This is a genomic window from Pseudomonas kielensis (assembly GCF_014236655.1).
Classification (GTDB): domain Bacteria; phylum Pseudomonadota; class Gammaproteobacteria; order Pseudomonadales; family Pseudomonadaceae; genus Aquipseudomonas; species Aquipseudomonas kielensis.
This window is the reverse complement of sequence record NZ_JACMYG010000016.1, coordinates 54923-69941: the sequence shown is the minus strand read 5'-3', so window position 1 is coordinate 69941 and position 15019 is coordinate 54923. Positions and strand designations below refer to the sequence as shown.

The 15019-nt window shown below is 63.6% G+C and carries 9 protein-coding genes; 4 read left to right on the top strand and 5 right to left on the bottom strand.

Going from position 1 to position 15019, the window contains the following annotated elements; all coding sequences use genetic code 11:
- The first annotated feature begins 79 nt into the window (after positions 1 to 79).
- On the top strand, positions 80 to 3994 hold the full coding sequence (locus tag H7995_RS16355) for a dermonecrotic toxin domain-containing protein (protein WP_185818613.1): 3915 nt from the start codon (positions 80 to 82) through the stop codon (positions 3992 to 3994).
- 28 nt (positions 3995 to 4022) lie between these two features.
- Here H7995_RS16355 and H7995_RS16350 read toward each other — a convergent pair whose 3' ends face one another.
- Together H7995_RS16350 and H7995_RS16345 are read right to left on the bottom strand one after the other, a co-directional pair.
- On the bottom strand, positions 4023 to 4517 hold the full coding sequence (locus H7995_RS16350; protein WP_095171782.1) for a DUF934 domain-containing protein: 495 nt from the start codon (positions 4515 to 4517) through the stop codon (positions 4023 to 4025).
- Positions 4501 to 6159, bottom strand: a complete 1659-nt coding sequence (locus tag H7995_RS16345) for a nitrite/sulfite reductase (protein WP_166589057.1) — start codon at positions 6157 to 6159, stop codon at positions 4501 to 4503. The genes H7995_RS16350 and H7995_RS16345 overlap by 17 nt, the downstream gene beginning before the upstream one ends.
- A gap of 521 nt (positions 6160 to 6680) precedes the next feature.
- Between H7995_RS16345 and H7995_RS16340 the strand changes: the two genes are divergently transcribed.
- Complete coding sequence (locus H7995_RS16340; RefSeq protein WP_166589056.1) at positions 6681 to 7766, top strand: ABC transporter substrate-binding protein; 1086 nt, start codon at positions 6681 to 6683, stop codon at positions 7764 to 7766.
- A gap of 8 nt (positions 7767 to 7774) precedes the next feature.
- Here H7995_RS16340 and H7995_RS16335 read toward each other — a convergent pair whose 3' ends face one another.
- From H7995_RS16335 to H7995_RS16325, 3 genes are all read right to left on the bottom strand, one after another.
- Positions 7775 to 7993: a DUF2970 domain-containing protein gene (locus H7995_RS16335; protein ID WP_166589055.1), complete on the bottom strand. Its 219-nt coding sequence runs from the start codon at positions 7991 to 7993 to the stop codon at positions 7775 to 7777.
- Positions 7994 to 8256: 263 nt separating this feature from the next.
- On the bottom strand, positions 8257 to 10029 hold the full coding sequence (locus H7995_RS16330) for an acyl-CoA dehydrogenase C-terminal domain-containing protein (RefSeq protein ID WP_166589054.1): 1773 nt from the start codon (positions 10027 to 10029) through the stop codon (positions 8257 to 8259).
- A 76-nt stretch (positions 10030 to 10105) separates the two neighbouring features.
- Positions 10106 to 11728, bottom strand: a complete 1623-nt coding sequence (locus H7995_RS16325; RefSeq protein ID WP_166589053.1) for an acyl-CoA synthetase — start codon at positions 11726 to 11728, stop codon at positions 10106 to 10108.
- 207 nt (positions 11729 to 11935) lie between these two features.
- Here H7995_RS16325 and H7995_RS16320 point away from each other — a divergent pair, with 207 nt between their 5' ends.
- Both H7995_RS16320 and H7995_RS16315 read left to right on the top strand, forming a co-directional pair.
- Positions 11936 to 14212 carry a PAS domain-containing sensor histidine kinase gene (locus H7995_RS16320; protein ID WP_185818612.1) on the top strand — a complete coding sequence of 759 codons (2277 nt, stop codon included), beginning with the start codon at positions 11936 to 11938 and terminating at the stop codon, positions 14210 to 14212.
- Between the two features lie 4 nt (positions 14213 to 14216).
- On the top strand, positions 14217 to 14852 hold the full coding sequence (locus H7995_RS16315; RefSeq protein WP_166589051.1) for a response regulator transcription factor: 636 nt from the start codon (positions 14217 to 14219) through the stop codon (positions 14850 to 14852).
- The last annotated feature ends 167 nt before the right edge of the window (positions 14853 to 15019 follow it).

The following is a 15019-nucleotide window of genomic DNA, read 5'->3' as shown; positions in this document are numbered from 1 at the left end:
GGCGACTTTTCCGGCACGGTACCAGCGGTTCGATCGCTTAGGCTGGGGGTTTCCCACCCCAGTGCAATGGAACTGCCTGATGATTAAGTCTGAACACCCTCTGCCCGCGACGCTTTCGCGCCAAGACCTCAAGGTCACCGTAGACACAGCCCTGCCGCTATCGCCCGCGCAGTTCGCCAACCAACTGATTCAGGCCAGGTGGGGTCGCGACATCGATCCGGCGACCGCGCAACTGGTCACGCTCAACTACGCCTATCACGGTCACCCTGCGCTGGAGGGTGTCGAGCAGGGGCGGGTGGCGCATACCCAGAGTCTGAGCCAGGTAGTGCTGGGCAACTATCAAACCGTCGGTGACGGGCGTTTTGGCGAGACAGCGTTCGGTTTGTATACGCCACCCGATATCGGCCCGGCTGTGCGAATCGTCGCCAAGGTCGATGAGTTTGCCTACGTCGGCAATGGCAACCATGACACCTATGAAGGGATCTACCGCCAGGTCGACCCGCCAACCTACGGCCCCTCCACCCAGCTGAAAATCCGCCCTGCGGACTTCAAGCGCTGGGTCTGGGAGCTGGAGCTGAAGGACCGCTACCGTGACTATCTGGACCAGGCCTGGCCCACCGATGAGGTCATCAGTGCCGCGCCAGCCTACCCGCTGCGCACCTCGGTCAAGACGGCTCTGGTCATGGCGGCGTACTTGCAGCGCCAGGAGCGCAGCCTGAGCGAACAGGGGCTGGCCATCGTCCTGCAAGCGGCTGGCCTGGCACCGCAACAGCCATGGGCACAGGTGACGCTCGAGCAGTTGCAGGCGCCGAGTCGCAGCACGCGGCAGATCGAAGTCGCGCGCCTGGTGATCTATCGCTACAGCGCCACCGATATCTGGAGTTTTGGTCATCCCGGCGACCCCCGGATCGTGCTGTGCATCCCCGGCAATTCCTCACCGCTGCATGAGTTTGCCGATACTCATGCGCTCCGTGCCTGGATCGTGGAACAGGCCAGGGATGCCGGTAAAAAAGCGGCCCTGGCTGCCCACTTTGCCGAAGATGATCGTGTCGATGGGACCTTTCACGCCGGGGTCCTGACGGCCCTGGAGGGCATGACGATCTATCCCCGGCAACACCATCTGCAGCCGGGTCACGGTTTTTTCAATGATGACGGCTATTGGGACCCCGCCGAGTACATCCATTTGGACATAGCCCCTCGGGCGACTGACCCGTTCGCACAATGGGTCCTGAGTATGAAACAGGCGGCCCGTGCCAGCGTTGAAAGCATCCGCGATGACGCACAGGTCAATCGCGATAACCTCAGTGCGGTGGTCGAACCCATGGTGCAGTGGATCAACCGCTATGCCCCCTTGGCCCTGTTTGTCCCCGGCGGCGAAGGTCTGCTGGCGCTGGCCGGGATCATCGATGCCGGGTATGGCCTGGACCAGGCCGTCAATGGCCGTGATCCGCAGACGCAGGCGGACGGTGCGACACGGCTGGTGTTTGGCTTGCTCAATGCCCTGCCATTGTTGCGGGCCGGAGCGGTGTTGCGGGGCGAGGGTGGCGCGTTGGAGCCGTCGATACACCCAGAACCCGCTGCCGAGGCCCCAAAGGACCCAGGCGTCAGTCTCGCCCCCGCTGAACGCTCTACATCGGCCCCGTCACCCGCTGCGGCCACGCGCCTGACCTTGCTGCGTGGGCTCGGGGCCCCTGTCGTGTCGTTGAGTGATGAGGCGTTGCAACAGATCGCCAAGGTCAGCACGGTCGATGACGATATGCTGCGCCTGATGCAGGCCGGGGGGCGGCCACCGACGCCGTTGCTGGCCGATACCCTCAGCCGTTTCCAGCTCGACCAGGAACTGGCCAGCGTCGCCGATCCGGCCACCCGTGCCGAGTTGTTCAACCGCCGTTATCGGGCACTCCAGGATTCGGAGAATGAGTGGGTGCGCCTGTTTCAATGCCAGTACCCCGGCCTGCCGAAAACCGTCGTGGAGCAGATGCTAGACCGCTCCGGGGTTGACCTTGCCCAGGGCCTCGATCCCGTCGCCAGCCGCCAAGTGCTCAAGCGGCTCGACGCCAAGGCTCGCCAGTATCAGCAGCACGTGCGCCTGAATCGGGCGTATGAAGGGCTGTACCTGCGCGCGATGAGCAACCCGGAGTCGGACACCCTGGCCCTGCATACCCTCGGGCGCCTGCCTGGCTGGCCGAAGGGCATGCGGATCGAGGTGCTGGACGGCTCGATCAGTGGGCCTGTGCTGGATCAAGTCGGTCCAACCCAGGGCGCCGATTGTCGGCGCTTGATCCGGGTCGGCGCCCGGTATCTGCCGTCCGGCGTGGCCCCCAACGCCGAGGCCGCGATGGACCTCTATACCGGATTGCTGGCACAGCTCTCTGAAGAGCAGCGTGCCGCCCTGGGGTTGCACGGGGCGGATCAGGCCGCGCAGTTGCGCCGGTGCCTTGCGGACCAGGCGTTGTCGCGCTCCGAACTCATGCACGGCCTGGGCCGGATGGATTTCGGCCTGCCGTTCGACACGCAAGGGCTGGCAGGCGGCGGTTTTCCCTCGACCCTGCAGGGCAGTGCGCTGACCCATGAAACCATGCGCCTGCAGGTGCGCGAGCTGTATCCCGACTTCACCGATGCCCAGGCTGATGAGCTGCTGCAACGCGAAGGCACGGGAGCCGCGGCCTGTCTCGACAGGCTGCACAATCAGCTCAATCAACTGTTGGCGCAACTCAACCTCTGGCTCGACCAGACTGCGCAGGACATCGGCGACATACAGCATGACTTTCTCGCGGTCGGCGATGCCGAGGCGGCCGGGATGAACGAGGCTCAGGTGCAGGCGCGCAACCTCGAAATGCTGCACGCCGACATTGGCCATGAGCGTGAAGCGCGCAAGGAGCTGGCCCAAGACCTGCTTGCGATCTGGCAGCAGCGCGCGCCGGTCGCCGGAAACCTGTACAGCGGCAATGCTACCCAGGGTTTCTCGATCAACATGGATTTCGAGGAGTTCCACAGCCTGCCGAATCTCGATGTACGGTTCAGTGGGGTGCGCGAACTGTCGATGCGCGATCTGCACTTGGTGGAGCGTGAGAGTCTGAATGTCTTTTTGCAGAGCATGCCGAATTTGCGCAGCCTGAATCTGGAGCGATTGGACCTGCGCCTGCTGGCCAGCGAGGATGACCTGCAAGGCCGATTGCCTGGCGCAATCGTCGACATGAAGGGCTTGCAGAGCCTCAACCTGCGGTCCACCTTCCTGGTGTTGGATGAGCGCAGCGCCGGCCAGTTGGGTGGCTTGAAGCACCTGCAGAAGCTGGACCTGAGTGACAACCCCCTGGGCGTTCCACCGCTGGTCATGGGGCTGAACGAACTGCAGGTGCTGAACCTGCAGGGCACGGGCATCAGCCGTTGCCCGGTCGGTGTCGCCGAGCAACCCTACCTGACTTCACTGGACCTGCGGGACAACCAGATCAGCCGCGTTCCCCAGGCCATCCTCAACCAGGCGGTGTCCCGTGATCGGCTGGGGTTGTGGGGCAACCCGCTGACGGATGAGGACACCCTGCTGCGTCTGGTCGAGCACCGCGAACGTACCGGCATCAATCTCTGGCTGAGCGAGCCGGGCGAGGGGTATGGCAGCGCCCAGCCTTGGCTGGCGGAAGGTGACCCGGTGTTACAGCAGGCTCGTCAGGCGGTCTGGCAGCGCCTGTCCTCCCGGCCCTCGGGCACGGCGTTGCTACGGGTCATCGATGGGCTGAGCCTGAGCGCGGACTTCCAGGTCGACTATCTGGCGTTACAGGCGCGTGTCTGGCAACTGTTGGTCGAGGCCGATGCCAGTGAAGAGTTGTGGGGCTGGTTGTGCCAGCGTCTCGAATCGGGGCCGGGCGATGCGCACAACCCATTCAGGTTGTTCGCAGTGCTGGAAAACCGCGCCCGGCTATACCGTGATTGGGTGGCGTTGGGGCGGCCTATATCGATGGCGGGGCAGGGCCTGCCTCGAGCGGGGGAAGCGCCTTGAACCCGGGGTCGGGTCCAAGGCGCGACGATCAGCGGCGACGGAACAGCGGCAGCGGTTCGTCAGTGGCGGCCTGGTAGGTCACCGAGAAGTCCTTGAGGCTTTCCAGCGCTTCGTACGGGTCTTTGTCGGCACGCAAGGCGTAGGCGTCAAACCCGCAGCGACGCAGGTAGAACAACTGATCGCGCAGGATGTCGCCAATCGCCCGCAGCTCACCTTTGAAGCCGTAGCGGTCGCGCAGCAGACGGGCGTTGGAGTAGTTGCGGCCGTCGGTGAACGCCGGGAAATTGAGGGCGATGACCTGGAATTTATCCACGTCGTCACCGATTTCCTCGGCTTCTTCATCGGCGTCCAGCCACACGCCCAGGCCGCCATCGCGGGCCAGGAGCATGCGCCCGTGTTCGCGCCACAGTTGCAACGGCACGATGTAGTCGTCGCAGTTGCTGATTTCATCGATGTTGAAATCCTTGGGCAGCAAGTGCCAGGTTTCGTCGATGACTTCGTTGTTCTTAATGATTCGCTGCATAGACGCGTTCCTTGAAGAGGTCGATGCCGATACGTTGATAGGTGTCGATGAAGCGCTCGTCTTCGGTACGTTGTTCCACGTACACGTCGATCAGCTTCGAGATCACGTCCGGCATGGCGTCCTGGGCGAAGGACGGGCCGAGGATCTTGCCCAGGCTGGCGTCGCGGCTGGCGCTGCCACCCAGGGACACCTGGTAGAACTCTTCACCTTTCTTGTCCACCCCGAGGATGCCGATGTGGCCGACGTGGTGGTGACCGCAGGCGTTCATGCAACCGGAGATGTTCAGGTCCAGTTCACCGATGTCGAACAGGTAGTCCAGGTCGTCGAAGCGACGCTGGATCGATTCGGCAATCGGGATCGACTTGGCGTTGGCCAGGGAGCAGAAGTCACCGCCCGGGCAGCAGATGATGTCGGTCAGCAGGCCGATGTTCGGCGTCGCAAAACCTTGCTCGCGCAGCTCGCCCCACAGGGTAAACAACTGGCTCTGCTCGACGTCGGCGAGAATGATGTTCTGCTCGTGGGAGGTGCGCAGTTGACCAAAGCTGAAGCGATCGGCCAGGTCGGCCACGGCGTCCAGCTGTTTGTCGGTCAGGTCGCCCGGGGCGACGCCGGTGGGCTTGAGCGACAGGGTCACGGCAACATAACCCGGCTTCTTGTGGGCCAGGGTGTTGCGGGTGCGCCAGCGGGCGAAGCCTGGGTGTTGCTGGTCGAGTTCGGCCAGTTCGGCGTTCTGGTTGTCCAGGGCCTTGTAGTCCGGATCGACGAAATGCTTGGCGACACGGTGCACTTCTGCTTCGGTCAGGGTGGTCTGGCCACCGCGCAGGTGCTCCATTTCCGCGTCGACTTTCTGAGCGAACACTTCCGGCGTCAGGGCCTTGACCAGGATCTTGATCCGCGCCTTGTACTTGTTGTCGCGACGGCCATAGCGGTTGTACACACGCAGGATGGCGTCGAGGTAGCTCAACAGGTCTTGCCAGGGCAGGAATTCATTGATGAACGCCCCCACCACCGGCGTACGCCCGAGGCCGCCGCCCACCAGCACGCGGAAACCCAGTTCGCCTGCGGCGTTGTGCACCGGCTCCAGGCCAATGTCATGGACTTCGATGGCGGCGCGGTCGGAAGTCGAACCGTTGATCGCAATCTTGAACTTGCGCGGCAGGTAGGCGAATTCCGGGTGGAAGGTGGTCCACTGGCGCACGATCTCGCACCATGGGCGCGGATCGATCAACTCGTCGGACGCCACACCGGCAAACTGGTCGGTGGTGACGTTGCGCAGGCAGTTGCCGCTGGTCTGGATCGCGTGCATCTGCACGGTGGCCAGCTCAGCCAGGATGTCCGGAATGTCTTCCAGCGCCGGCCAGTTGAACTGCACGTTCTGCCGGGTACTGATGTGGGCATAACCCTTGTCGTAGTCGCGAGCGATCTTGGCCATCATTCGCGTCTGCCGCGAAGTCAGTTGGCCATAAGGCACGGCAACCCGCAGCATCGGGGCGAAGCGCTGGATATAAAGGCCATTTTGCAGGCGCAGGGGGCGGAATTCTTCTTCGCTCAGCTCGCCTGCCAGATAGCGTCGGGTCTGATCACGGAACTGCTTGACGCGGTCCTCGATGATCCGCTGATCGTACTCGTCGTATACGTACATATAAGTCCTGTTCTCAGGCTTGGGCCCCTCGGAAAATCGCGGCGTTTCTCGCTCGCTGAGTTCCGAAAATGCCTTGGCAATTCTGCGCGCACGGCCGCGCACTCCCCACGGAGCCGGGGCAAGATACCAGTTTGCGTTTATGCGCAAAAGTGATGTTTGAGTATATGTAAAGAACCAAATCGACTAATGAGACTGATTATTGCCTTACCCTTATTTGTCGTATGGGCAATCCTCGACTTAACTGTGATCGAGACTTCATGCAATCACCGATAAAACCGACAAGAGGCGATGCAATGAGCAATCCGACCAAAGCAGGCAAAAGCGATAGCAGCGTCGATGCGTGGGCGATTCTGTTCCTGATCATCCTGGTAGTGGCTACTGCCGTGTACTGGGTCAGCCATCAGTAAACCCCGTGACCGGGCCCTGATTCGCTGATTGTCGGACGAAACGTTAATTAACCGCGATGTACCAGCCAGTGGCCGGCTATAATGCGCGGCTAATTTTCGGGGCTCGGTTGTTTAATGTTCAGGTTCGTGTGGGGGATTTTGCTGACGCTTTGCGCGGTCTTCGGACCGGGTGCGCAAGCGGCGTCGGTGGTATTCCTCAATCCGGGAACCACCACGGAAGTGTTCTGGGTCAGCTACACCCAATTCATGCAGGCCGCTGCTCGCGATCTGGGCATGGACCTGCAGGTCCGTTATTCCCAGCGCGTGGCGCAAACCACCATCGAGCAGGCACGCGAAGTGCTGCTGGGGCCCAACCGCCCGGATTACCTGGTGTTCGTCAACGAGCAGTATGTCGCCCCGCAAATCCTGCGTCTGTCCCAAGGCAGCGGGGTCAAGCTGTTCATGGTCAACAATGCCCTGACCGCCGACCAACTGGCGTTACTGGGCGATGCGCGGGAAAAATACCCTGACTGGCTCGGCAGCCTGGTGCCCAACGACGAGGAGGGCGGCTACCTGATGCTCAAGGAGCTGATCCGCCAACATCCGCCCGTCGCCCCCGGCCAGAAGCTGGAGTTGCTGGCGTTTTCCGGGTTGAAGATCACCCCGGCCGCGCAGTTGCGGGAAAAAGGCATGCAACGTGCGCTGCGTGAGCACCCCGAGGTGCAATTGCGACAGATGGTCTATGGCGCCTGGAACCGCGAGCGCGCCCATGAGCAGGCCACCCAGTTGTTCAAGCGTTACCCCAGGGTGTCGCTGATCTGGTCCGCCAATGACGAAATGGCCTTCGGCGCCATGCAGGCCTACGAGGAGCTGGGTGGACAACCGGGCAAGGGCGCCTTGTTCAGCGCGGTCAATACCTCGCCGGCGGTGTTGCAGGCGTTGGTGGACGGGCGCTTGAGCGTGTTGGTGGGCGGCCATTTCAGCCTCGGCGGCTGGGCCCTGGTGCAGTTGCATGACTATGACCAGGGCGTGGCCGTCGAACAGTACGGCGGGCGCGACCGGCAAGTGCCGCTGTTGCAGTTGATCAACCGTGATCAGGCCCGGCGCCTGCTGGCGCTGCGCGACAGCCAGGGTTACGGGGTGAATTTCCGCAGTCTGTCGGCCAAGGGCCGTCCAACCAGCTACCGCTATCCGTTCAGCCTGCAGATCCTGATGCGCTGAACCGCCTGCTAGACCCCGGCCAGATACACCACCAGCTTGACGATGGCAAACAGCGTCAGGGCAAACACCGCCGTGAACACAATCCCCAACAGCACAAAATGACTCGGCTTGCCGTGGGTAAAGTCGCGGGCGCGGTTCTTCCCGCTTTGTACGCCAAAGGCCGCCGCCATCACGCTGTGCAGCATCTGCCAGAAGCTGGGGGGCTTGTTGTCGACTGGATCGTCCATACATCCCTCGTCACCGGTGAGTGTCAGCCAAGCATAGCCAAACTTCCCGGCAACGCAGGGGCTCAGGGCTTCACCGACACGCCTGAGGAACTCAAGCCCCCATGGTGAGGGCGGGGTGAACTACCTGGTTTCGGCGCAGTACCAGGACAGCGGCCATGTCCTGCGAGCGAGCAACGGCCAGTTCACCGCCACCCGCTTCAGCAAAGCATCCGCACCTCAGCTGTCCCCCGCGACCGGGCCCGGCTCAAGGCGAGGGCAGGGCCTCAGAACTGTTCGGCGCTGAGCTCGAACAGCGGCTGGCTGCCGGCGCGAATCGCTTGCTCCAGGCCCAGCACCCTGGGCAACAGGCGCTGCATGTAGAACTTGGCGGTGGCCAGTTTCGCGCCGTAGAACTCGGGATCGTCCTGCAGCTTGTGTTTGGCCACCTGGGCCATGCGTGCCCAGAGCCAGGCGTAGGCGACATAACCGAACAGGTGCAGGTACTCCACCGAGGCTGCGCCGATTTCGTTGCGATCGTTCGCGGCCTGGTCTTCCAGCCAGTCGCTGAGGTCCTCCAGACGGTGCGCCGCCTCAATCAATTGCGCGCGGTAGGGCGCATCGGGCTGTTGGGCGAACTGGTGGATTTCGCCGGTAAACAGGCGCAACGTCACGCCGCCATCGGCCAGCACCTTGCGCCCGAGCAGGTCCAGGGCCTGGATGCCATTGGTGCCTTCGTAGATCTGCGCGATGCGCACGTCTCGCACCAGTTGCTCCTGGCCCCATTCCCGGATGTAGCCATGGCCGCCAAACACTTGCTGGCCGTGGATACAGCTTTCCAGGCCGGTGTCGGTGAAGAACGCCTTGGCCACGGGTGTCAGCAGGGCCACCAGGGCCTGGGCGCGATCCTGTTCGGCTGCGTCGGGGGAGAACTTCGCCAGGTCCAGCTGTTGCCCGACATAACTGGCGAATGCCCGGCCGCCTTCGGTCATGGCCTTGATGCTCAGCAGCATGCGCCGCACATCGGGGTGGACGATGATCGGGTCGGCAACCTTGTCTGGGGCGCTGGCACCGTTGGCTGCCCGACCCTGCAGGCGGTCACGGGCGTAGGCCACGGCGTTCTGGTACGAGGCTGCGGCGCAGCCGATGCCCTGGATACCGACGGACAGACGCTCGTAGTTCATCATGGTGAACATCGCCGCGAGGCCCTTGTTGGCTTCGCCTACCAGCCAGGCGCTGGCGCCGTCGAAGTTGATCACGCAGGTGGCCGAGGCCTTGATGCCCATCTTGTGTTCGATCGAACCACAGCTCACCGCGTTGGCCGCGCCGAGGGAGCCGTCCGGGTTGACCAGCACCTTGGGCACCACAAACAGCGAGAGCCCCTTGGGACCGGGTGGTGCATCCGGCAGCTTGGCCAGGACCAGGTGGATGATGTTTTCGGTCAGGTCCTGGTCGCCCCCGGTGATGAAGATCTTGCTGCCGCTGATCCGGTAGCTGCCATCGGCCTGGGGTTCGGCACGGCTGCGGACAATCCCCAGGTCGGTGCCGGCATGGGCTTCGGTCAGGCACATGGAGCCGGCCCAGCGGCCTTCATACATGGGCGGCAGATAGAGGCGTTTGAGGGTGTCGCTGGCGTGGGCATCCAGGGCCAGGCAGGCCCCGGAGCTCAGGGCGGAATACAGGGCGAAGCTGGAGTTGGCGGCGTAGAGCATTTCCTCGAACTGCACGGCGAGCATCTTGGGCATGCCCATGCCGCCGAACTCGGGGTTGCCGGACAGGCCGACCCAGCCGCCTTCGATGTAGGTGGCGTAGGCCTGCTGGAACCCTTCGGGGGTGCTGACCTGGCCGTCGTGCCACTGGGCACCTTGTTCGTCGCCACTGCGATTCAGCGGGGCGATCAGTTGGCCGGTGACTTTGGCCGCCTCCTCGAGAATGGCATCGGCGGTGGCGGCGTCGACCGTCTCGGCCAAAGCCGGCAGGCGCGCCCACAAGGCCTGGGCGTCGAACACTTCATGCAGGACAAAGCGCATGTCGCGCAACGGGGCGTTGAATTCGGGCATTTCGTGAACCTCAATGGGACTGTGGACACGGCGGGGTCTACACCCCGCCGCCGGACGGCTGGACCAAACGCCTGGTTTACAGGGCCTGGGCCCGCTCGCGCAGGAGGTACTTCTGGATCTTGCCGGTGGAGGTCTTCGGCAGCAGGGTGAAGACCACGGTACGCGGCACCTTGAAACCGGCCAGATGGTCGCGGCAGAAGCCAATGATGTCGGCCTCGCTGACGTCCTGGTGATCGGCCTTCAGGGTGATGAAGGCACAGGGGGTTTCTCCCCACTTCTCATCGGGGCGGGCCACCACGGCCGCTTCCAGCACACCGGGGTGGCGATACAGCACGCCTTCCAGTTCGATGGTGGAAATGTTCTCGCCGCCGGAAATGATGATGTCCTTGAGCCGGTCCTTGATCTCGATGTAGCCGTCGGCATGACACACCGCCAGGTCGCCGGTGTGGAACCAGCCGCCGGCAAACGCCTCGGCGGTGGCGGTTGGGTTTTTCAGGTAGCCCTTCATCACGGTGTTGCCACGCATGAAGACCTCACCGATGGTCTGGCCGTCGCGCGGGGTGGGCGCCAGGGTGCGCGAGTCGCCGACCATCACCCCTTCCAGCGTCGGGTAACGCACCCCCTGGCGGGATTTGATCTGCGCCCGTTCATCCAGGGGCAGTTCGTCCCACTCGGCGTGCCAGGCACACAGCGTCACCGGGCCATAGGTTTCGGTCAGGCCATAGACGTGAGTGACCTTGATGCCCATTTCCTCCACAGCGCCAATCACCTTGGCCGGCGGTGCGGCACCGGCGACCATGGCGTTGACCGGGTGATCGATGGCCGCCTTCGCCGACTCGGGCATGTTGACCAGCGCATTGAGCACGATGGGCGCGCCGCACAGGTGCGTGACCTGGTGCTCGCGGATCAGGTTGAGGATGCGCTGCGGATCGACCCGGCGCAGGAATACGTGCACGCCGGCCAGCGCGGTGATGGTCCAGGGGTAGCACCAACCGTTGCAATGGAACATCGGCAGGGTCCAGAGGTACACCGGGTGGTTGCCGATGGACCAGGTCATCTGGTTGCCCAGGGAGTTCAGGTAGGCCCCGCGATGGTGGTACACCACGCCCTTGGGATTGCCCGTGGTGCCGGAGGTGTAGTTCAGCGAAATGGCCTGCCACTCGTCCGCCGGCCACTGCCAGGCAAAGTCAGGGTCGCCTTCGGCCAGCAGCGCTTCATAGTCCAGCTCGCTGACTGCCTCGCCTTCGCCGTACTCCGGATCGTTGACATCGATCACCAGTGGCGGGTGATCGAGCATGCCCAGTGCCGCGTGGATCACCCCGTGGAATTCACGGTCGGTGATCAGTACACGGGCTTCGCCATGCTGGAGCATGAAGGCGATGGCTTCGGCATCCAGGCGCACGTTGAGTGGGTTGAGTACGGCGCCGATCATCGGTATGCCGAAATGCACTTCGAGCATCTCGGGAATGTTCGGCAGCATCACCGCCACGGTATCGCCCTGGCCGATCCCGCGTCCGGCCAGGGCCGAAGCCAGGCGGCGGCAACGGTCGTAAGTCTGCGCCCAGGTACGGCGGATCGAGCCGTGGATCACGGCGGGGTAGTGGGGGTAGATGCTGGCAGTACGCTCGATGAAGCTCAGGGGCGACAAGGCGATGTGATTGACCGGGGCAGGGCTGAGCCCTTGTTCATAAATCGACATGACGGATTCTCGATGGCTGATTGTTAGCTCTACGGATGTCCCTGGGGCGCGGCGGCCTGGGTCATCTCTTGGGTCCGGTAGACTTTATATAACATTCGCCGATGTATATGGAAGTTAAACCTAAGCACTATAGTATATGTACTATATTGGCTTCTTCCAAAGCCATGACCGGTATATGCTGGCCGCCCCGAATGAAGTAGACCTGCAATGACCCACGTTCCCGTTCGATTGCACAGTTGGTTGCGCCTGCAGCGCGAGGGTGTGCCCCTGGCGGCGCGGGCCGATGCCTTGTGCCGTGCGTTGCAGGATTGCCCCGAAGTGCGCCGGGCGTTCTACCTGAGCTGGCAACCCGAGGCACGGCTCTACAGCCACGCCGGCGCTGCCCGGCATTTTCCGCCGGGCCAGGGCGATCCGGCGTTGGCCAGCGATCAGCGCTTGTTCGAACACCTGCAGCAAGTGGGGCGCCTGGACCTGGCCCAGGTGCGGCACCTCGATTGCTGGCTGGCCGGGCGCCTGCGCCGGGCCGCCATTCGCCATGGCCAGGTATTCGAGCTGGCGTTGCACGCGGGGCAGCCGGGGCTGTTGCTGATTGAAGTGTGCGAGGGCGTCAGCCTCGACTGGCTGGGCTGGGTCCATGACCTGTTGACGACCTTGCTGCACAGCGCCAATGGCACGCTGCGCGCGTCACCGCTGTTGGGCCACGATCCGCAGCCGAGCCTGCTGCTCGATGCCCAGGGCCGGACGCTGGAATGCAACGCCGCACTGTTGGCCTTGCTCGGCGATAAGTCGTTGGCCGAGGTGCCGGGTTTGTTGCCGGTCAACCACCGGGAGCTGGTGCGCGCCTGCCTGGAACAGCAGCGCGCCATCGACGGGGTCGAGGCCCAGTGCCAGGCACAGATCCTGATCTGGACCTTTATCCCCGACCCACAGGACCAGCGTGTGCTCGCCCGCTGCCGCGACGCGACCACCCAGGTGCTGGCCGCGCGCGAAGCGGCCACGGCCCGTCGGCTGTATCGCTTGATCATCGAGAACACCACCGACCTGATTTCCCGGCACACCCCCGACGGGCGCTTTCTCGACGCCTCGCCGGCGTCCTGGACCCTGCTGGGCTACTGGCCGGAGCAATTGCGCGGGCGCCTGGCCCGCAGCCTGTTCCATGAGCATGACCTGCACAGCCTGGTGCAGCGGGCGCGGGATGCGCTGGAGCAGGACGGTTATCACACCATGACTTACCGCATCCGCCACTGTGACGGCCATTACCTGTGGTTCGAAACCGCGAGCCGGGCGATCCGCGAAACCTACACCGGGGCGGTGGTCGAAGTGGTCAGCGTGTCGCGGGACATCACCGCCCGGGTGCAGGCCGAGGAGAACAAGCGGCGCCTGGCCGAGGTGGTCGAGGTCAATACCGATCCGGTGCTGTTCATCGACCCGCAGGGGCAGGTGACTTACCTCAATCCGGCGGCCCGCCGCCTGCTCGGGATCGCCGACGCACAACCGCTGCCGGAGCTGGCCGCGTTGTTTGCCGGTGACGACCTGGCGCGGCTGCAGCGTGACGGCTGGAGCAGTGCCGAGCGCGATGGCGTGTGGAGCGGCGACGCACGCCTGCAACCCTTGGCAGGCGCCAGCTCGGTGCCGGTCTCGCTGGTGTTGCTGGCCCACCGTTCCGCCGGTGGCGAGCGCTACTACTCGCTGGTGGCGCGGGACATGACCGAACGGGAATTGCGCGAAGCCCAGCAGCGCCGGCATCAGGACGAACTAGCCCACACCGCGCGAGTGGTGACCCTGGGCGAACTGGCCTCGGGCATTGCCCACGAAATCAATCAACCGCTGGCGGCCGTGGTCAACTATGCCAATGCCAGCCAGCGTTATTTGCAAAGCCTGGAGAGCAATCCGCAGGCCGCGGAAAAAGTTGCCCAAGGCCTGCAACGCATCACCCATCACGCCACCCACGCCTCGCAAGTGATCAGTCGGCTACGGGCGTTTCTGCGCAAGGGTCAACGGCGCATGCAGGCCCTGGACTTTGCCGAGGTGGCGCGCGGTGCCGTACGTTTGTGCGCCTGGGAGGCGAGCAATTGGCAAGTGACAATCGAGGATCGCCTGCCGGATAATCTGCCGCCCGTGTATGCCGACCGGGTGTTGCTGGAACAGGTGTTGCTCAATCTGTTGCGCAATGCCATCGATGCCAACCGCGAGCGCCATCCCGGCCAGCCTTCGCTGATCCTGATGGCGGCGCAGCAAGGCAGCGCGGGTAACGTCGAGATCACGGTGCATGACCAGGGGCCGGGTGTCAGCGAGTCGCAACTGGCGCAGCTGTTCACCCCGTTCTACACCAGCAAGCCCGACGGGCTGGGCCTCGGCCTGTCCATGAGCCGCAGCATCATCGAAGGTTTTGGTGGCGAGCTTGAGGCCCGGCGCCAGGCCGTCGGCTTGCTGATGAGCTGCCGCCTGCCGCTGGCCGGCCCAACCAGACAACCTCAGGAATAATGTAATGGCGGGTGCGACAGAACACGTGGTGTATGTGGTCGACGATGATCAGGGCATGCTCGACTCAACGGTCTGGCTGCTGGAGTCGGTGGGGCTCAAGGCCTTGCCGTTTACCAGTGGCGTCGAGTTTCTCAATGCCTGCGATGCCAGCCTCGACGCCTGCGTCTTGCTCGACGTGCGCATGCCCGGCATGGGCGGCTTGAACGTGCAGGAGGAAATGCGCCAGCGCGAACTGAACCTGCCGATTATTTTTGTCAGCGGTCACGCCGATGTGCCGATTGTGGTGCGCGCCTTCAAGGCCGGTGCCCATGACTTCATCGAGAAACCCTACAACGAGCAGTTGCTGCTGGACAGTGTGCAACAGGCGCTGAGCAATGGCGCCGCCGGGCGCTCCGGCAATCAGGGGCACCAGGCCTTGCAGGCGCGCCTGCAGACGTTGACGCCACGAGAGCGCGATGTGTTGCTGCCGCTGGTACAGGGTTACACCACTCGGGAAATCGCTGAGCAACTGGGTGTCAGTGCCAAGACGGTCGACCTGTATCGTTCGCGGGTGATGAAGCGGATGCTGGCTCAGACGTTGCCGGATCTGGTGGGGATGGCTATTGCGGCGGGGTTGGTGGATCCGCTGCAACTGCGGTGATTTTGGGGTTTGTGTACATAGCCACTGCTGCGGTAACGGCGGCTGATGGCTCCGCCCTTACGGCGGGTCACTTGGAAAAACGGAACGCCGTCCGACCCCAAGTAACCAAGGGCTCTTACCTCTGACGTACGGCCCCTCGCTACGGTATCCATTCGGGGGGCATCGCC